This is a genomic window from Pandoraea sp. ISTKB (assembly GCF_001721285.1).
GTDB classification, from domain to species: Bacteria; Pseudomonadota; Gammaproteobacteria; order Burkholderiales; family Burkholderiaceae; genus Pandoraea; species Pandoraea capi.
The window spans coordinates 138,033-157,177 of sequence record NZ_MAOS01000061.1; the positions used below are offsets into that span (position 1 = coordinate 138,033).

The 19,145-nt window shown below is 61.6% G+C and carries 16 protein-coding genes and 1 tRNA gene; 12 read left to right on the top strand and 5 right to left on the bottom strand.

The window, feature by feature from the left end; translation table 11 throughout:
* Positions 1-66 precede the first annotated feature (66 nt).
* The gene (locus A9762_RS22350) at positions 67-936 is read left to right on the top strand and encodes a ZIP family metal transporter (RefSeq protein WP_083254191.1); all 870 of its coding nucleotides are present in this window, start codon (positions 67-69) and stop codon (positions 934-936) included.
* Positions 937-1,240: 304 nt separating this feature from the next.
* Here A9762_RS22350 and A9762_RS22355 read toward each other — a convergent pair whose 3' ends face one another.
* The 3 genes from A9762_RS22355 to A9762_RS22365 all read right to left on the bottom strand — a co-directional run bounded on the left by A9762_RS22355 (position 1,241) and on the right by A9762_RS22365 (position 4,454).
* Entirely contained in the window at positions 1,241-2,125 is an 885-nt protein-coding gene (locus tag A9762_RS22355) for a sulfurtransferase (protein ID WP_069344178.1), read from the bottom strand.
* 43 nt (positions 2,126-2,168) lie between these two features.
* Positions 2,169-3,023, bottom strand: coding sequence for a DMT family transporter (locus A9762_RS22360; protein ID WP_069344179.1), 855 nt, complete (start codon positions 3,021-3,023; stop codon positions 2,169-2,171).
* Positions 3,024-3,338: 315 nt separating this feature from the next.
* Positions 3,339-4,454, bottom strand: coding sequence for an aromatic ring-hydroxylating dioxygenase subunit alpha (locus tag A9762_RS22365; protein WP_069344180.1), 1,116 nt, complete (start codon positions 4,452-4,454; stop codon positions 3,339-3,341).
* A gap of 228 nt (positions 4,455-4,682) precedes the next feature.
* Here A9762_RS22365 and A9762_RS22370 point away from each other — a divergent pair, with 228 nt between their 5' ends.
* From A9762_RS22370 to folE2, 4 genes are all read left to right on the top strand, one after another.
* Positions 4,683-4,952, top strand: a complete 270-nt coding sequence (locus A9762_RS22370) for an exodeoxyribonuclease VII small subunit (RefSeq protein WP_069344181.1) — start codon at positions 4,683-4,685, stop codon at positions 4,950-4,952.
* A 115-nt stretch (positions 4,953-5,067) separates the two neighbouring features.
* Positions 5,068-5,973 (top strand): polyprenyl synthetase family protein, encoded by a 906-nt coding sequence (locus A9762_RS22375; RefSeq protein WP_139133347.1) that lies wholly within the window; start codon positions 5,068-5,070, stop codon positions 5,971-5,973.
* Positions 5,974-6,216: 243 nt separating this feature from the next.
* Complete coding sequence (gene dxs / locus A9762_RS22380) at positions 6,217-8,133, top strand: 1-deoxy-D-xylulose-5-phosphate synthase (protein WP_069344183.1); 1,917 nt, start codon at positions 6,217-6,219, stop codon at positions 8,131-8,133.
* 199 nt (positions 8,134-8,332) lie between these two features.
* The gene (gene folE2, locus A9762_RS22385) at positions 8,333-9,142 is read left to right on the top strand and encodes a GTP cyclohydrolase FolE2 (protein ID WP_069344184.1); all 810 of its coding nucleotides are present in this window, start codon (positions 8,333-8,335) and stop codon (positions 9,140-9,142) included.
* 97 nt (positions 9,143-9,239) lie between these two features.
* Here the strand turns inward: folE2 and tsaD are convergent, their stop codons facing one another.
* Complete coding sequence (gene tsaD, locus A9762_RS22390; protein ID WP_069344185.1) at positions 9,240-10,271, bottom strand: tRNA (adenosine(37)-N6)-threonylcarbamoyltransferase complex transferase subunit TsaD; 1,032 nt, start codon at positions 10,269-10,271, stop codon at positions 9,240-9,242.
* A gap of 90 nt (positions 10,272-10,361) precedes the next feature.
* Here tsaD and A9762_RS22395 point away from each other — a divergent pair, with 90 nt between their 5' ends.
* From A9762_RS22395 to dnaG, 3 genes are all read left to right on the top strand, one after another.
* A complete protein-coding gene (locus tag A9762_RS22395; RefSeq protein WP_069344251.1) occupies positions 10,362-11,609 on the top strand; it encodes an NAD(P)/FAD-dependent oxidoreductase in 1,248 nt (415 codons plus the stop codon).
* 448 nt (positions 11,610-12,057) lie between these two features.
* A complete protein-coding gene (locus A9762_RS22400) occupies positions 12,058-12,504 on the top strand; it encodes a GatB/YqeY domain-containing protein (protein WP_069344186.1) in 447 nt (148 codons plus the stop codon).
* A gap of 69 nt (positions 12,505-12,573) precedes the next feature.
* Complete coding sequence (gene dnaG / locus A9762_RS22405) at positions 12,574-14,457, top strand: DNA primase (RefSeq protein ID WP_069344187.1); 1,884 nt, start codon at positions 12,574-12,576, stop codon at positions 14,455-14,457.
* A gap of 14 nt (positions 14,458-14,471) precedes the next feature.
* On the opposite strand, the gene A9762_RS29475 is transcribed toward dnaG, so the two are convergent.
* Positions 14,472-15,044, bottom strand: coding sequence for a hypothetical protein (locus tag A9762_RS29475; RefSeq protein WP_371443193.1), 573 nt, complete (start codon positions 15,042-15,044; stop codon positions 14,472-14,474).
* Positions 15,045-15,057: 13 nt separating this feature from the next.
* Here A9762_RS29475 and rpoD point away from each other — a divergent pair, with 13 nt between their 5' ends.
* The 4 genes from rpoD to A9762_RS22430 all read left to right on the top strand — a co-directional run bounded on the left by rpoD (position 15,058) and on the right by A9762_RS22430 (position 19,142).
* Positions 15,058-17,160, top strand: a complete 2,103-nt coding sequence (gene rpoD / locus A9762_RS22415) for an RNA polymerase sigma factor RpoD (protein WP_371443194.1) — start codon at positions 15,058-15,060, stop codon at positions 17,158-17,160.
* 28 nt (positions 17,161-17,188) lie between these two features.
* Positions 17,189-17,264 (top strand) — tRNA-Ile (locus A9762_RS22420).
* 314 nt (positions 17,265-17,578) lie between these two features.
* A complete protein-coding gene (locus tag A9762_RS22425; protein WP_069344190.1) occupies positions 17,579-18,406 on the top strand; it encodes an ABC transporter substrate-binding protein in 828 nt (275 codons plus the stop codon).
* 37 nt (positions 18,407-18,443) lie between these two features.
* Complete coding sequence (locus A9762_RS22430; RefSeq protein WP_069344191.1) at positions 18,444-19,142, top strand: amino acid ABC transporter permease; 699 nt, start codon at positions 18,444-18,446, stop codon at positions 19,140-19,142.
* The last annotated feature ends 3 nt before the right edge of the window (positions 19,143-19,145 follow it).

The window sequence follows — 19,145 nt, forward strand, 5'->3', positions numbered from 1 at the left end:
GGCCGACGGTTTGCCTGACGCGGTAAAAGCTGGTTAAATCGCCGGCTTGCCTGCGGGAGAATCACCATCGACGCCATCTTTCTTTTCATCGTTATCGCCACGCTGGCTTCCGGCGTGCTGAGCCTCTTCGGGGCGGCGTCGTTGTCGCTTGGTCTGCTCTCGAAGCTCATCGACAAGATGGTCAGCTTCTCGGCAGGCGTGCTGCTCGGCACGGCGTTACTGCACTTGCTGCCCGAGAGTCTGGAAGCGCATGTCGACGCGCACGTCATCACTCGCTGGCTGTTGGGTGGATTGCTGGGGTTCTTCCTGCTGGAAAAGCTGGCGTTGCTTCGGCACAGCCATCATCACGAAGGCGACGGGCATCATCACGAGCACGGCCACGATGCGCATGAGGCGGGCAAAGGCGGCTGGATGATTCTGGTCGGCAGCGCGATTCACAATTTTGCCGATGGCGTGGTGATCGCGGCGGCGTTTCTGACGGACCCGCGCCTGGGTGTGGCAGCGACGGTGTCGATCACGGTGCACGAAGTCGCACACAAGCTCGGTGACTTCATGGTGCTGCTCAATGCGGGTTTCAAGCGTCGCAAAGCGCTGGTGCTTACGCTGGCGTCGAGTCTGACGGCGTTGCTGGGCGGTGTGCTCGGCTATTTCATGCTCGACCGCCTGCAAAGCCTGATTCCCTATTTGCTGGCGCTGGCCGCGAGTAGCTTCATCTACATTGCCGTGTCGGACCTGATGCCGCAGATGCAGCGTCGGACGTCCCCACGCGATGCGCTGCCCCAGATCCTGCTGATCGCCGTGGGGCTGGCGCTGGTTGTGTGGCTTAACGGTCACGATCATGAGCATGACCATGGGCACGATCACGACAAGGGCGGGAGCGCGCTTGCGATGTCTGAGCGTGGGGCGACATCGTCAGAGATTGCAAGGCCGAATTGACCGGGTGCCGGAGTGCGCCTGCCATGTCGGCTTGGACAAGTGTGCTGCCTGCTGATGGTCGTCAACCCTCACGGCTGACGACCATCGGGACCGACCGTCAGCGGTATCGGCGGTGGTGAGTGGTCGCTGGCGGGCCGCGTGCCGAGGGGCCGCTTTCGCATCACCATGAGGACATGGCACACGGTTCGCAAAAAAGCCGCTTCGATGGATTTCGAAGCGGCTTTTTTTTGCGCGGCGTCGGTGGCCGGTACGTGGCTCGTCGGTGCGGCAGGGATCGCCGTCCCGATATCCCCCGGCAGATTGCTTACGGCTGTGCGCCTGTCGCCACGGGGCGGCGCTTGTCGGCGCACCATTCGCTCCACGATCCCGGATAGAGGCTGGCACCGTGCAGGCCGGCGACTTCCATGGCAAGCAAGTTATGGCAAGCCGTCACGCCGGAGCCGCATTGAGAAATGACGCGCTCGGGCAAGCGATCATGGCCGATCACCTGGACGAATTCCTCTCGCAGCGTCGCAGCCGGTTTGAAGCGGCCGTCCGGCCCGAGGTTGTCCTTGAAGAACCGGTTGGCGGCACCCGGGATATGGCCTCCGATCGGGTCGAGCGTTTCGTTCTCGCCGCGATAGCGGTCCGGCGCACGCGCATCGATGACGAGACGCTCATGTGACGTAAGGTTGCGCTCGATGGCGGCCGCATCGGCGGTCGTCGCGAGCGGCTCACCCGGTGCGAAGTTGCCCGGGGGCGGTTCCTCGGGCGGGGCAGCGTCGAGTTTGTAGCCCGCGGCTTCCCAGCCTTGCAGACCACCGTCAAGGACCGCGACCGACTCGTGGCCCAGCCAGCGCAGCAGCCACCACAGACGCGCGGCATACATACCGCCTTGCGCATCGTAAGCGACAACCTGCTGTCCCTTCGACAGGCCACATGCCGCAAGGTGGCGCACCAGCGTGTCGCGATCAGGCAGGGGGTGACGGCCATTCTTGCCGGTTGTCTTGCCGGAAAGGTCACGTTCGAGATGCGCGTAGAACGCGCCGAAGAGGTGGCCGTTCACGTAGGCCGCTTCGCCGGCTGCCGGATTGGCAAGATCGAACCGGCAATCGAAGATGACCACCGGGGCGCCGCCACCGGCGGCGGTTTGCATCAGCGCACCGAGATTTTGCGGACTGATGAGCGTGGTGAAGTGCGTGTGAATCATGACGTCTCCGCAGACGGGCGTGGGGGGAATCGTGCTACGGCGATCAGGCGGAGGGTGACGGTCGACGAAGTGCGGTCATGCCGCTCGCAACGATGAGCAACATGCCGATCCAGCCGGCCATCGCGGGCCAGTCGCCCCAGACAAGCATGCTGATCAGTGTAGCGAAGATTACGCCCGAGTACTGGAGATTCGCGGTGACTAAGGTATTGCCCAAACTGAACGCCCGGGTGAGCGCGGTCTGGGCGATGAGCGCCGCGATACCCACACCGAGCATCAAGCCGGCCCCGCGCCAGGTCAGCGCGTGCATGCCATCGATGGCGACCCATCCGAGTCCCAGCAAGACCCCGCCTGCCGAAAAATAGAAGACGATGCGCCAGTCGGGTTCGCCCGCTGCGCCAAGTTCCTTGACCTGCATGTAGGCGATGGCCGAGAACACGCCGGACACCACGCCTGCGACCCCGCCGCCCCATGCCTGACTGTCGATGGTGGGCTGCAACAGCAGGGCAACGCCGACAAATCCCGCGAAAATCGCTGCAACCAGACGGAAGTCGGTGCGCAAGCTGCCGCGAATGGCCGCCGTACCCATGACGATCAGGGAGATCCAGATCGGTGACATGTAGTTGAGCGTCATGGCCGTCGATAGCGGCAGTTGCGTGAGCGAATAGAACCAGAGGCCGAGAGAAACCACGCCGGCGGTGCTGCGCTTGATGTGCGAGCCAATGTGACGCGTGCGAATCGTCTGTCCACGCATGCGCGCAATCGCCAGCAGCACGATCACGCCAATAAGACTACGGTAAAGGACGATTTCGCCGGTGTTGTATTCGTTTGCCGCCAGCTTGATGAAGAGCCCCATCAACGTGAACATGAAGGCGGAGACCAACATCCAGAGCGATTGCATGGCGAATTGTGGCCAGTGACGGCGAGAGGGGGCAAGAGGAGCGGTTAGCCGACGATGGGACGAACGCGCGTATTTCGGTATTTTGTGCCGAACGCCGGTGACCGCACGGCATCAAGGTCTTATGCGCGGTCATATCGAAAGCATGGAGACGATTCTAACGAAAACGGCGGGCACTTGGCCCGCCGTTTCGCGAATTTTCGGCAAATATTTAATTCAGTCTCGCAGCCGCCACAGCGCGGTGCAAAAAGTGCCGCCATGGTCCTCAACCGAATGCTGCCGGCTTCTCATCGGGTGAGACCGCCGGCGATCCGATCCTCAGAAATCGCCCATCTGGCGACGCAGGAATTCATGGAAGTGCTGCATGCCGTCTTCCATCGGGCTCTGGTAGGGGCCGACTTCGGAGATGCCGCGATTGAACAGGGCGCGGCGACCGGCGTCCATGCGCTCGGCGATCTCGTCGTCTTCGCGGGCGGTTTCCATGTAGGCGGCACGTTCAGCCTCGATGAATTCGCGCTCGAATAGGGCAATTTCCTCGGGGTAATAGAACTCGACGATATTCGTCGTCTTCTGCGGGCCACGGGGAATCAGCCATGATACGACCAGCACGTGCGGATACCACTCGATCATCAGATGCGGGTAGTACACCATCCATATCGCACCGAAGTCCGGCGGAACACCCTCGCGGTAGCGCAGCAGCACGTCGTGCCACTGGCGATAGATCGGGCTGCCCGGCTTGGCGAGACCGTCGTGTACGCCTACGGTCTGGACGCTGTACCAGTCGCCGAATTCCCAGCTGAGGTCTTCGCACGAAACGAAGCTGCCCAGACCCGGATGGAACGGCACGACATGGTAGTCCTCGAGGTAGACCTCGATGAACGTCTTCCAGTTGTAGTTACATTCGTGCACTTCGACGTGATCGAACATGAAGTTCGAGAAGTCGAGGTGATGCTTCACGCCAAGACGTGCGAGATCTTTCTGCACATCGCGGCCTTCGGCTTCGAACAGCAGCCCATTCCAGCGTTGCAGCGGGAATTTGCCGAGGTTCAGGCACGGTTTTTCCGGAAAATGCGGCGCGCCGAGCAGTTCGCCCTTCGTGTCGTACGTCCAGCGGTGGAGCGGACATACGATATTGGGCGTGTTCCCACGCCCATTGAGCATGACCGCCTGGCGATGACGGCAGACGTTCGAGAGCAGTTCGATGCCGTTGTGCTCGCCCGCGCCATTGCGGACCAGCATGCGACCTTCCTGCTCGGCCGGGAGGGCGAAGTAATCGCCGGCTTCCGGGACCATCAGTTCATGGCCCACGTAACGCGGGCCATGTTTGAAAAGGACTTCACGCTCGCGGGCGAGGAGTGCCTCGTCGAAATACGTGTAGACCGGCAATTGGCTCGAGGCCGGTTTCAGTTGCAAAGCGCTGCTTAGATTGGACATTCCCACTCCCGTCTAGCTTGAAAGCAGTGAACAACCCAACCATCGAAAAATCGATTTAGGGGAACCGACGATTATACCCGGTCTAGACACCCGGGGGCTGCTAAGTCCATGATTTACGTTAAATAATGTCCGAAAATTGTCGACGCGACCCGATTTGAGGCAATTTACGCTCTGCGAGCTAGTGCGCTTTTGCCGTAAAATGGAACATTCGACCCGAATTTTGCGTTTATGGCCAAGACTGCAAAGTCGCAAGACGCGGCACCCGACGTGCCGCAAGACCTGCCCGAGACCTATGAGGCTGCACTCGCCGAGCTGGAAACGCTCGTCGGACGCATGGAGGGCGGGGAGCTGGGGCTGGAAGATTCGCTTGGCGCCTACCGGCGCGGCGCCGTCCTGGTGAAATACTGCCAGGGCCTGCTCGAGAAGGTGGAGCAGCAGGTCAAGGTGCTCGAAGGCGAGACGCTCAAGCCGCTCGAAGCGACACGCGACGAGTTCTAGGCGGCGCGCCCGAATTCGGCGATACAGCAACACGGCAAGGCGACCCACGACCCAGAGCGTTCCCGCGACACCGGGGCGCTTCAATAACACGCACGGCCCAAGGGGTACGTGCAGGATGAAGACGATGGCGGATCAGAATATCAAGGCCTGGATGCAGGCAGTGCAGGCCCGTGTGGAACAGGCGCTCGATGCAGCGCTGCCGCAAGCCGTAGACGGCGGCTCGGCGCGACTCAACGAATCGATGCGTTACGCCGTGCTCGGTGGCGGCAAGCGCGTGCGTCCGCTGCTGTGCTTTGCTGCGGGTGAGGTCACGCAGGCGAGCGAGGCGGCGCTGGACCGCGCAGCATGCGCCGTCGAAATGATTCATGCCTATTCGCTGGTGCACGACGATCTGCCGTGCATGGACGACGACGATCTGCGTCGCGGCAAGCCGACGGTTCACGTGCAATACGACGAAGCGACCGGGCTGCTCGCCGGCGATGGTCTGCAAACGCAGGCGTTCGTCCTGCTGGGCGAGGCGACCGGTGACCTGAGCGCCGCGCAATCGCTCGCGCTGGTGCGCGAACTGGCGCTGGCTTCCGGCGCACTCGGCATGGCGGGTGGGCAGGCGATCGATCTGGAGAGCGTGGGCATCAAGCTCACGCAGTCGCAACTGGAAAACATGCACCGTCTGAAGACGGGCGCGTTGCTGCGTGCATCGCTGCGCATGGGCGCGATCTGTGGCCGTGCGCTGTCGGACGACGAGACCGTCGCGCTCGACGCGTATGCCGCCGCTGTCGGTCTGGCCTTCCAGGTCGTGGACGACATTCTCGATGCAACGGCCGATTCGGCCACGCTGGGGAAGACGGCAGGCAAGGACGCCGCGAACGACAAGCCGACGTATGTGTCGCTCATGGGTCTGGACGGTGCGCGCGACTATGCTGAGAAGCTGCGCGCCGATGCGCATGCCGCGAGCACCTCGCTCGGCAACGCAGATCGTCTGCGTGCGCTGGCCGACTACGTGGTCGATCGGATCAATTGATGGACGTAGGCTGGCAGTTCGCCGTGGAAGCGGTGAAACGCCGGCCAGCGTTGCCAAGTCACACATGGTTTTCTGAACGGCCTCGCCAACACGTCAGTCACGTTTTGACGGGGCGGTAGCAGTAGCGATAAGCAAGGGGCAAGGAGGGTCGGCGCGATCTCCCCACAGAACGCACCGGCAGGAGATCGGGAACAGCGCACAGGGGGTGCTGCCCGATAAAGAACGCCTATATATGGAACGACGATGTACGAACTTCTAAATACTATCGATGACCCGGCCGATCTTCGGCGTCTGGAGCGTCGCCAACTCGCGCCGCTGGCCGAGGAGTTGCGTGCTTTCGTGCTCGAAAGCGTGTCGCGCACGGGCGGCCACCTGTCGTCCAATCTCGGGACGGTCGAGCTGACGATCGCGTTGCACTACGTCTTCAACACGCCGGAAGATCGCATCGTTTGGGACGTCGGCCATCAGAGCTATCCGCACAAGATCCTGACGGGTCGTCGCGAGCAAATGGGCTCGCTACGTCAATTCGGCGGTATCTCGGGCTTCCCGAAGCGCGACGAGTCGCCTTACGACACGTTCGGCACGGCGCACTCGAGCACGTCGATTTCGGCGGCGCTCGGCATGGCGCTCGGCGCACGCACGAAGGGTGAGAACCGTTTCGGCATCGCGGTGATCGGTGACGGTTCGATGACGGCCGGTATGGCGTTCGAGGCGATGAACAATGCCGGGGTGCATGAAGATGCGCCGCTGCTCGTCATCCTGAACGACAACGATATGTCGATCTCGCCGCCGGTCGGCGCGCTCAATCGCTATCTCGCCCGCCTGATGTCGGGGCGCTTCTACGCCGCGGCGAAGAAGGGCGTGGAGAAGGTGCTGAGCGTGGCGCCGCCGGTGCTGGAACTGGCGCGGAAGTTCGAAGAGCACGCCAAGGGAATGGTCGTTCCGGCCACGATGTTCGAAGAGTTCGGCTTCAACTACATCGGCCCGATCGACGGTCATGACCTCGATTCGCTGATCCCGACGCTCGAGAACATCAAGAATCTGAAGGGCCCGCAATTCCTGCACGTCGTCACGCGCAAGGGTTACGGCTACAAGCTCGCCGAAGCGGATCCGGTGCTGTACCACGGCCCGGGCAAGTTCAATCCGGCCGAGGGCATCAAGCCGAGCACGAGCAGCAAGAAGACGTACACGCAGGTGTTCAGCGACTGGTTGTGTGACATGGCAGCCATGGACAAGCGCATCGTGGGCATCACCCCGGCCATGCGCGAAGGCTCCGGCCTCGTCGAATTCGAAAAGCGTTTCCCGGATCGTTATTACGACGTGGGCATCGCCGAACAGCACGCGGTCACGTTTGCGGGCGGTATGGCGACGGAAGGTCTCAAGCCCGTCGTCGCCATCTATTCGACGTTCCTGCAACGTGGCTACGACCAGTTGATTCACGATGTGGCATTGCAGAATCTGCCGGTCGTGTTTGCGCTGGATCGTTCGGGCCTCGTCGGTGCCGACGGTGCCACGCACGCGGGCGCCTACGATATTCCGTTCGTGCGCTGTATTCCGAACATGGTCGTGATGACGCCGTCCGACGAGAACGAGTGCCGTCAGATGCTGTACACCGGCGTGCAGATCGACGGCCCGTCGGCGGTGCGTTATCCGCGCGGCGCTGGCACGGGCGCGGTAATCGAGCAGACGATGACGGCGCTGCCGATCGGCAAGGGTATCGTGCGTCGCGAAAGCCAGGCGGAAGCCGGCCATCGCATCGCGATTCTCGCGTTCGGCAGCATGGTCGCGCCGTCGCTGGCTGCGGCGCAAAAGCTCGACGCCACCGTGGCCGACATGCGTTTCGTCAAGCCGATCGACGACGAACTGATTGCCCGCCTGGCGCAGACGCACGATTACCTCGTGACGGTTGAAGAGGGCAGCATCATGGGTGGCGCCGGTTCCGCTGTTGCCGAATCCCTGCTGGCCAGCGGCGGCCATCGACCCATACTACAATTGGGTCTGCCCGATCTTTTCATCGATCATGGCGATCCGGCACAGCTTCTGTCGGGGCTGGGTCTCGACGCCGCAGGCATCGCCAAGTCGATCTGGGAGCGCTTCGATATTCAGCCGGCGGATGCCTCGCAGGCCACCGAAAAGGTGACGACGAAGCTCGTCGCCTGAACGACGTCGGTGTCCTGAGTGTCAGAACGATCCGGCTTGCGCGCCGGATCGTTTCGTTTTGCATAGCGCATTCTTCGTCCTGTGCCGGGGCCTCCGGCACATTCCCGTTGGCACTCGCCAGAGGCTCATGAGCCGTGCGACGGGTACGTTTTGCCCATTGCCTCCCCCCAGTCGGCTTGCCGGCAAAGAAGGAAACCTGATGAACCAGATGAACCCCGCTTTCGTTATGCCGGACGTGCAGAGCAGCGTCGATACCCGGCAGATCCCGATTCAGCGCGTTGGTGTGCGCGGTGTGCGTCATCCGTTGTCGGTGCGTCTGGCCGACGGCAACGCGCAAGCCACTGTCGGCCTGTTCAATCTCGACGTGCATTTGCCGGCCGATCAGAAAGGCACGCACATGTCGCGGTTCGTGGCGTTGCTCGAAGCGAATCGTGAGCCGCTGGATGTCGCGGGCTTTCGCGCGATGCTCGATAGCATGCTGGAAAAGCTTGAAGCCGAAGCCGGTCGCATCGAAGTGACGTTCCCGTACTTCATCAACAAGACGGCGCCGGTCTCCGGCGTGCAGAGCCTGATGGATTACGAAGTGACGCTCACGGGCGACGTTCGCAACGGCGAGACGCGTGTGTGGCTCAAGGTGCTCGTGCCGGTCACGAGCCTGTGCCCGTGCTCGAAGAAGATTTCGCAGTATGGCGCGCACAATCAGCGTTCGCATATCACCATCGACGCCGAAATCGTGGGCGATATCGCGGTTGAGGCACTGGTGCGCATGGCTGAGGAAGAGGCGTCGTGCGAACTGTGGGGGCTGCTCAAGCGTCCGGACGAAAAGTATGTGACCGAGCGCGCCTACGAGAATCCGAAGTTCGTGGAAGATCTGGTGCGTGACGTGGCAACGCGTCTGAATGACGAGCCGCGTATCGCGGCTTACGTGCTTCAGGCCGAAAACTTCGAGTCGATCCACAATCACAGCGCCTACGCGGTGATCGAGCGCGACAAGCGAATTGCCGCCTGATCGATCGATGCCGTCGGCCAGCGACAGCCAGTGACAAAAAAACCGCTCCTCGGAGCGGTTTTTTCATGGGCGTCTGCCTGAGCGTGGCGGCGATCGATCAGGCGCTTCGTACGATATCGGCCAGATCCCAGCGCGGGCGCACGGTGTAAGCGTATTCGCTGTCGGCCTCGTCGGGCCAGTGCTTGAGACGCATGGCACCCGCAAACGCGATCATCGCACCGTTGTCCGTGCAGAACGCGAGGTCGGGGTAATGCACGCGATAACCGCGACGGCGTGCGGCCTCGTTCAGCCCCGCGCGCAATTGGGCGTTCGCGCCGACACCGCCCGCGACGACCAGCGTCTTCATGCCGGTTTGCTTGAGCGCGGCCATCGATTTGGCGACGAGCACCTCGACGATGGCGTCGACGAACCCGCGTGCAAGATCCGCTTTTGCCTGCTCACAGACGTTGCCGCCAAGATTGCGCACCTGGGTGAGCACTGCGGTTTTCAGGCCGCTGAAGCTGAAGTCGAGATTGCCCGAATGCTTCATCGGGCGTGGCAGGTCGTAGCGCCCGGGGGTGCCGAACTCGGCCAGACGAGAGACGGCGGGGCCGCCCGGATAGCCGAGGCCGAGCAGCTTGGCCGTCTTGTCGAAGGCTTCGCCTGCCGCGTCGTCCAGCGTTTCGCCGAGCATCGCGTACTGACCGAAGGCGCGCACTTCCATCAACTGCGTGTGGCCGCCGGAGACCAGCAGGGCGACGAACGGGAAGTCGGGCGCGTCCGGCGCGAGCAGCGGGGACAGCAAGTGGCCTTCGAGGTGATGCACGCCGACGACAGGTCGATCCAGCGCGAAAGCCAGCGCATTGGCGACGCTTGCGCCGACTAGCAGCGCGCCGGCCAGTCCGGGGCCTTGGGTGTAGGCAATGGCATCCACCGCGCTGAGCGGCTTGCCCGCCTGTGCCAGCACTTCTTCGGCCAGCGGCAGAGCGCGACGAATGTGATCGCGCGACGCCAGTTCCGGTACGACGCCGCCGTATTCGCGGTGCATCGCAATCTGCGAATGCAGTGCGTGCGAGAGCAGGCCCGCCTCGGTGTCATAGAGGGCGAGTCCGGTTTCGTCGCAAGAGCTTTCAATGCCTAGAACCAGCATGGCGGGAGGAGATGCGCGCGGCGTCAATGTCGATGGGGAACCGGGAAGTATACCAGTCGACCCCATCGGCTGCCGGTTACAATGCGCGCCATGGAAAAGTTCGATGTAGCGATCGTGGGTGCCGGCGCGGCCGGTCTGATGTGCGCGGCTGTGGCCGGGCAATTGGGCTTGCGCGTGGTGCTGATCGATCATGCGACGCGTCTGGCGGAGAAAATCCGCATTTCGGGCGGCGGCCGCTGCAATTTCACCAATATCAATGCCGGACCGGCGAATTACCTGTCGGAGAATCCGCGTTTTTGCCGGTCAGCGCTCGCACGCTATACGCCGCGCGACTTTCTGGACCTGCTCAAGCGTCACCGTATTGCGTGGCATGAAAAGCATCGCGGGCAGCTCTTCTGCGACGAAAGCGCCGAAGACATCATCGAAATGCTGCGAAATGAGTGTGCTGCGGGGCATGTGCACTGGCGCATGCCGTGCGCCGTGCACACAGTGGCGCATACGACCGCCGGCGGTGCGCATCCCTATCATCTGACGACAGACGCTGGGCATATCGCGGCCAAACGGCTCGTCGTGGCGACGGGTGGTCTGTCGATTCCGAAAATCGGGGCGACGGACTGGGGCTACCGGATCGCGCGCCAGTTCGGGCTGGATATCGTCGAGCCGCGCCCGGCGCTCGTGCCACTCATGTTCGATGCATCGACGTGGGCGCCGTTCGCGGGCTTGTCCGGACTGTCGCTGGAAGTCGACGTCAGCACAGGTAAGGGGAAGGACGCCGGTAACTTTCTTGAGGATCTGTTGTTCACGCACCGCGGGCTGTCCGGGCCCGCGATTCTTCAGATTTCCAGCTTCTGGACGCCGGGCCAGCCGATCACGCTCGATCTCGCGCCCTCGTCCGATATCGAGGCGGCGCTGTTCGAGGCGAAGGCGACGTCCAAACGTCAGTTGAGCAATCTGTTGGCGCAGTGGGTGCCGGCACGTCTGGCAGACGCCTGGGTGGCCAACAGCGGCCTGTCGCCGCAGGCTCGCGTTCAGGAGCTGCCGGATAAGGCGCTGCGCGCTCTGGCGCAAGCGTTCTCGGGGTGGACGCTCAAGCCCTGCGGCTCGGAGGGATGGCGCAAGGCGGAAGTGACGCGCGGTGGCGTCGATACCCGGGCGTTGTCGTCGGCCACGCTGGAGGCACGTGCGCAGCCTGGACTGCACTTCGTGGGTGAAGTCGTCGACGTCACGGGATGGCTTGGCGGCTACAACTTCCAGTGGGCGTGGGCCTCAGCCGTGGCGTGCGCGCGGGGGATGTCCGAAAGTATCCAGTCGGCCAAGGCTGGCGACAGCGTCGCCTGAGGGCGCAGGGCGCTACGTCTGAGCGAGATCCGGAGAGGCTGAGTGCCGGTAAGGCGACGCACTGTCGTAGACGGCCACTAGTGCGCCGTGCTACGCTCTCTCCTTCGTGGAGACGGCGCCATTTCAGCAGTACCGGTCGTTTCGGCAGGTGTTCGAAGACTCGTTTGAGACGCCTCCGAGGGATTGTTTGCGATATTGCGTCCGACACGTCATCGATGACGAGCGTACGAGAGGGCTTGTGTCGTGACGATCCGAGTCTCCGGCGAGCCCGCTTGTGATCGCATGTGTGATCGTTACCTCAAGCGGGTTTTTGTGCTTTGTGCCCCTGTAATCCTGCGCCAGCCTACCGGCCGCGGTGCGGGGCGGATCGAAGCACACCGTCGCCGTCCTTTTCTTTGGGACGGCATGCACTACACTGAAACGTAATCGAATTCCGGAATCCCTGCTCATGAGTCTGAAAGAACGCATCAACGAAGACATGAAGACGGCCATGCGTGCCAAGGCCGCCGATAAACTGGGGACCATCCGTCTGCTGCTCGCGGCAATCAAACAAAAGGAAGTCGACGAGCGCATCACGCTCGACGATACGGCTACGATCGCCATCGTCGACAAGCTGATCAAACAGCGCAAGGATTCCATCAGCCAGTTCCAGGCTGCCGGCCGCACCGATCTGGCCGACAAGGAGGCCGCTGAACTCGAAGTGCTCATGGTCTATATGCCGCAGCAGCTCTCGGCAGACGAAGTCGCGCAGGCGGTCAAGGCGGCAGTGGCGCAAACGGGCGCAGCCGGTCCGCAGGACATGGGCAAGGTGATGGGCGTGCTCAAAGGCCTGCTGGCAGGGCGTGCCGACATGACGGTCGTGTCGGCGCAAGTGAAGGCGGCGTTGGCTGCGTAATCCAGTGGTGCGGTACGGCGCCGTTGCGCATGCGACGGCCCGGCACTGCGTTGCGATGGCACCGATCCAGTGATTCCCCAGTCGTTTTTGCAGGATTTGCTCAACCGCGTCGATATTGTCGAGGTGGTGGGCCGTTACGTTCAGTTGAAAAAGGGTGGGGCGAACTTCATGGGGCTGTGCCCCTTTCATAACGAGAAGTCGCCCTCATTTACGGTAAGTCCCACCAAGCAGTTCTATCACTGCTTTGGGTGTGGCGCGCACGGCAGCGCGATCAGCTTCCTGATGGAGCATGCCGGACTCGGATTTGTCGAAGCTGTCGAGGAGTTGGCCCGTAATGTCGGGCTGGATGTGCCGCGTGAGGCGCCGATGCCGGGCGCGCCGGCACCTGCCGCGCAACGTGCGCAAACCCTCGGGCTGGTCGACGTGATGACGCGTGCGTGCGACTACTACCGCAAGCAATTGCGCGGTGCGCCCGTGGCCATCGACTATTTGAAGCGACGCGGGCTGACCGGCGAAATCGCTGCGCATTTCGGGCTGGGCTATGCCCCCGACGCGTGGCAGAACCTCGAAGCCGCGTTCGAGAACTACCGGGACGACCAGTTGCTCGACGCCGGTCTCGTCATCGAGAGCGAGAAGGGCGAGGCGGGCGGCACGAAGCGACGCTATGACCGCTTCCGCGACCGGATCATGTTCCCGATCCGCAATACGAAGGGGCAGGTGATTGCCTTCGGCGGACGCGTGCTGGACAAAGGCGAACCCAAGTATCTGAACTCTCCCGAAACGCCGCTCTTCAGCAAGGGCAGCGAGCTTTATGGGCTGTTCGAGGCGCGTCTCGGTATTCGGGATGCGGGCTACGTGCTGGTCGTCGAAGGGTATATGGACGTAGTGGCGCTCGCGCAGCTGGGATTTCCGCAGGCGGTCGCCACGCTGGGCACGGCCTGTACGCCGATGCACGTGCAGAAACTGCTGCGCCAGACGGAAACGGTGGTGTTCAGCTTCGACGGCGATGCGGCAGGCCGCCGCGCGGCGCGTCGTGCGCTCGAAGCCTGTTTGCCGCATGCCGACGACAACCGGAGTTTCAAGTTCCTGTTTCTGCCGAGCGAGCACGATCCGGACAGTTATGTGCGCGAACACGGCACGCAGGCGTTTGCCGACGAGGTGTCGCACGCCATGCCGATGTCGCAGTTCCTGATTGGCGAAGTGACGGCAGGCAAGGAGATGCACCAGCCAGAAGGCCGGGCGAGGGCGTTGTTCGAAGCGAAGCCGCTTTTGCAGCAGATGCCGGCGAATGCGTTGCGCGGCCAGATTATCCACGCGTTGGCGGAGCGGGTGGGAAGTTCGGTGGAAGAAGTGGCCGAGTTGTGCGAATTGCACATTGGCGCGGCACGCCGTCAGAACGCATGGGACAAGGCGCCCGCCAAGCGCGAGAAACGTCGTGTGGTGGGCACCGAACACCGGGCTTTGCAGAATTTGTTGATGTTCCCGGCGCTCGGAAACGAATTGACCGAAGAAGAGACCAAGATTTTGCGGGAGAAGGGTCACCACGGCGAGATTTTCTCGGAAGTGCTGACGCTTTGCCGCGAAATGGGCGCACAGGCCGACTTCCGTTACATGTCGGATCGGCTGCGAATTTCGCCAAACTGGGCGAGTTTCGACGACATCATTCGCGAAATCCTCTCGTTTGAGGAAAATGCGCGCGATCTGATGCTGTTCGACCCGGCGGACGAAACACAGGTCGAGCGCCGTGAAGAGCAAATCGCCTTGCGACTCACCGAGTTGCGTAGTGCGATCCGGCGCTTGCAGTACGACCGGTTGTGCGAAGAACTGGAGACGATTTTCAAGCGGACGTCGCTGACGTCCGATGAATTGCGTCACGCGCAGGCGCTATCGCGCGAGCGTGACGAATTGAAGCGGATGCTGGCTACGGTCGGCACAGGGGGCGCGCGAAGTTGAGGTAAGCCCGCGTGCTATAATGGAAAGTTTTCAGTGGGCTGTTTTCTGGCAAGCGAGATCGCTATGGCAAAGATGACAACGACCAGCGGAAAAAAGACGGTTATCCCTTCACCGACGGCAAAGCGCGCGACCAGCGCGGCGGCGGCATCTGGTGGAAAGGGGGCGTCTCGATCTGCGAAAGCTGGCGTTGGAGGAAAGGCCGGTGCGGTGTCGCAAGCGACGAAGAAAACAGCCAGCCAGGCAAGTTCGGCGAAACGTACTACGCAAACCAAGGCAGCCGCCGGTGCCACGAAGGCGACCGGCAAGACGGCTGCGAAGGTGACCGATGTCACCAAGCGCAAGAGTGCGACCGCCACGACGGTGGGGGCTGCGAAGGCAGTCAGGCCGACGGTGAAGTCCGAGCCGCCCGCGAAGGTCAAAGCGACCGGGGCGGCAACGGCCACGAAGGCGACGGCAGGCGGGAAACCGCAGGCCCGACAACCCGCTGAAAAAAGCGCGAAGAGCGCAACTACCGCCAAGGCTTCGAGCCTGGCGGGCCGCAGTACACCTGCGACGAAAGCCCCACGCAAGACCGGGGCTTCCAGCAAACCGGAGGCAGTGGTGGAGGTTACGCCGACAGCAGTTGGGTCGGTCGTCCCAAAAGCACGTGGCAGAGCCGCGAAGACCGCGACCCCGGTGGAGCAAAACGTTGCAGCGAATACTAATGATCAACCCGTGAACGAAGATCAGACCAAAGTGGAAAAGCAGAAGGCGCGTGATCGCCGGGCAAAAGAGAAAGCACTGCTCAAGGACGCATTTTCCTCGCACCAGCCCGGTACGGCCGAGGAACTTGAGGAACGTCGTGGCAAGCTGCGGACACTGATCAAGCTGGGCAAGGAACGAGGCTTCCTGACCTTTGCAGAGATCAACGACCACCTCCCTGACGATGTGGTGGAAGGCGACGCGCTGGAAGGCGTGATCGCAACGTTTAACGACATGGGCGTTGCCGTCTACGAGCAGGCGCCTGATGCCGAGACGCTGCTGCTCAACGACAACGCGCCGAACGCTGCGACGGACGATGAAGTCGAGGAGCAGGCGGAAGCTGCGCTTTCGACCGTCGATTCCGAGTTTGGCCGCACGACCGATCCGGTGCGTATGTACATGCGCGAAATGGGTACGGTCGAGCTGCTGACGCGCGAAGGTGAAATCGAGATCGCGAAGCGCATCGAAGAAGGCCTGAAGCACATGGTGCAGGCCATCTCCGCATGCCCGACGACGATCGCCGAGATCCTGGCGATGGCCGAGAAGGTCGAGCGCGAAGAAATGCGTATCGACGAAGTGGTCGATGGCTTGATCGATCCGAATGCGGAAGCCAACGCAGCGGCCGCTGCCTCCGATGACGAAGACTTCGACGCCGATGCGGACGAAGACGAGGAAGAAGAGGAAGAGGAAGAAGGCGACGACGAAGAAGATAGCGGCAGCGGCGGCGGTGCTTCGGCAGCGCAGGTCGAGCAGCTCAAGCGTGATTCGCTCGCCAAGTTCGCCGTGATCGCCGACTGGTTCGGCAAGATGCGTCGTGCGTTCGAGAAGGAAGGCTACCAGTCCAAGCCGTATGTGAAGGCTGGCGAAGCGATCCAGACCGAGCTGATGACGATCCGCTTCACGGCGCGTACGGTCGAGCGTCTGTGCGACACGCTGCGTTCGCAAGTGGACGAAGTGCGTAACATCGAGCGCGCCATCCTGAACATCGTGGTCGACAAGTGCGGCATGCCGCGCGCCGATTTCGTGTCGCGTTTCCCGGGCAACGAAACCAATCTCGACTGGATTTACACCGTCGTGGCCGATAACAAGGCTTACAGCTCGGTGGTCGAGCGTAACGTGCCGGCCGTGCAGGAACTGCAACAGAAGCTGATCGACCTGCAAGCGCGTGTGGTGTTGCCGCTGACCGAGTTGAAGGACGTCAATCGCAAGATGTCGGAAGGCGAGCGCCGTGCCCGCAAGGCAAAGCGCGAGATGACCGAAGCGAACTTGCGTCTGGTGATTTCGATTGCGAAGAAGTACACGAACCGTGGCCTGCAATTCCTGGATCTTATTCAGGAAGGCAACATCGGCCTGATGAAGGCGGTGGACAAGTTCGAATACCGTCGTGGTTACAAGTTCTCGACGTACGCGACGTGGTGGATCCGTCAGGCCATCACGCGCTCGATCGCGGATCAGGCACGTACCATCCGTATTCCGGTGCACATGATCGAAACGATCAACAAGATGAACCGGATCTCGCGTCAGATTCTGCAGGAAACCGGTGTCGAACCGGATCCGGCGACGCTGGCCGAGAAGATGGAAATGCCCGAGGACAAGATCCGCAAGATCATGAAGATCGCGAAGGAACCGATCTCCATGGAAACGCCGATCGGTGACGACGACGATTCGCATTTGGGCGATTTCATTGAAGATACCGGCACGGTAGCCCCTGCGGACGCCGCATTGCATGGTAGTATGCGCGACGTCGTGAAGGACGTGCTCGACTCGCTGACGCCGCGTGAAGCCAAGGTGCTGCGTATGCGTTTCGGTATCGAGATGAGCACGGACCACACGCTCGAGGAAGTGGGCAAGCAGTTCGACGTGACGCGTGAGCGTATTCGTCAGATCGAAGCCAAGGCGTTGCGCAAGCTGCGTCACCCGAGCCGTTCCGACAAGCTCAAGTCGTTCCTCGAAGGCAATTGATTGCTGCTGAGCGAGCGCCGGTAGTTAAGGGCCGTTAGCTCAGCGGTTAGAGCAGGGGACTCATAATCCCTTGGTCGCTGGTTCGAACCCAGCACGGCCTACCAGGAATAGGGCCAGCAGATGAAAATCTGCTGGCCCTTTTTTGTGCCCATTTGTCTGACACCATCCAGATAAATTCGCGGCGATTCTCCCCCTCGAAGTACCGCAGCAGCGCGCACTCGTGCGACAGACATCCCGTCGCCGGCGTGCTTTCGCCACGCGCGCAAAAGTATGAAAAAAAGCGATTTTAATGAATAAAAAAATATCGTTTTTAGACATTTCTTCTGCGTGAAACAATGCGTCCTCGGTCATTGACCTCGCGCAGAAATCGCTGGAATCGCGGGTCGACCGTATCTAAAAAATACATGGAGATAGCGAGATGAAGCGATTCATGGCTTGCGTAGGCGCGACGGTATTGGGCGCGTCTTTCATCGGAGCGAGCGTGGCACATGCCGACCAGCTTGCGGACATCAAGAAGCGCCAGACCCTGGTGTGCGGCATCGTCAGCAACAACCCGCCGTTTGGATTTCAAAACCCGGAGACGCGCGAAATCATCGGATATGACGTTGATTTCTGCAAAGGCGTGGCGAAACAACTTGGCGTTGCATCGGAGCTGAAAGTCCTGTCGCTCGACGCGCGGATTCCCGAGCTCACGCAGGGGCGTATCGACATTCTGACGGCCTCGCTCACGTACAACGCGCAGCGCGCGCAGCAGGTCGATTTTTCACACATGTACTTCGTCAGCAACGAAGTGATCGCGACCTCGGCGACCGGGCCGTACAAGACGGTCAACGATCTGGCCGGCAAACGCATCAGCACCGTGAAAGGTTCGAGCGATATTCCGGCAGTGCTGAAGTTGCTGCCCACGGCGCAGATGGTGAGCTATGACGATCCGCCCTCGGCGTTCATGGCGCTCACGCAGCGCAAGGTCGACGGCTATGTGATGTCCGAAAGCATCATGCGTCGCTTTGTCGACCGTCTTGGCGCCAACGCGAAGTCGATCGCCATTCTGGCGCCGCCGATCGACCGCCAGTACTGGGGGTTGGGGATGAAGAAGGGCGAGCCCGCGCTTGTCGCCGCGATCAACCAGGCGCTCGGCGCGATGGAGTCGTCCGGACAGTCGCAGCAGATCTTCGATAAATGGCTTGGTACTGCATCGGCATACAAGATGAAACGCGACTTCACCGCCGCGCCGATTCCTGAGTAAGTCATCGAGAGGCGCCCCCACGCCTGAGGAGTAGAACGTGTTTGATCATCTCGATTTCGGTGCAGTTTTCGCTGGGCCATTCGCAAGTCTTCTGCTGTCTGCTGTCGTCACGACTGCCAAGTTGACCGTGGTCAGCTGGCTGCTTGCCATTGGGCTTGGAACGGTGCTGGCCGTTTTGCGTGCATCGGGGGTCACCCCGCTGCGCAAAGCGGTCGAGGCTTTTGTTTCTTACCACCAGAACATTCCCCTGCTCGCGCAGATTTTTCTTTGGTACTTCGGTGTGCCGACACTCTTGCCCGACGGCGTTCAATCGTGGATTAACGCCCACGATGGCGAAGTCATCTATGCGTCGATCGCCATCGGCCTATGTATGTCGGCATTCTTTTCGGAGGACATTCGCAGTGGCCTGCGCTCGGTGCCTCACGGTCAGTACGAGGCATCCCGATCGCTCGGTTTCAGTTTCTTCGCCACGATGCGCTTCGTGACATTCCCATTGGCATTCAGGAGCGCGCTGCCGTCGTTCGTGAATCACACGGTGATGATGTTCAAAGACACGAGTCTGGCGATGGCGATCGGTGCAGCCGAGATGACTTATGTGGTGCGTCAGATCGAGAACGAGACGTTCCGGACTTTCGAGGCGTATGCAGTGGCAACGGCGTTTTATCTCGCCGTGTCGTTGGGGTTGATGTGGATGGGGGCCATGGTTGGCAAACGCATCCAGATAAAGGCGAGATAAGAC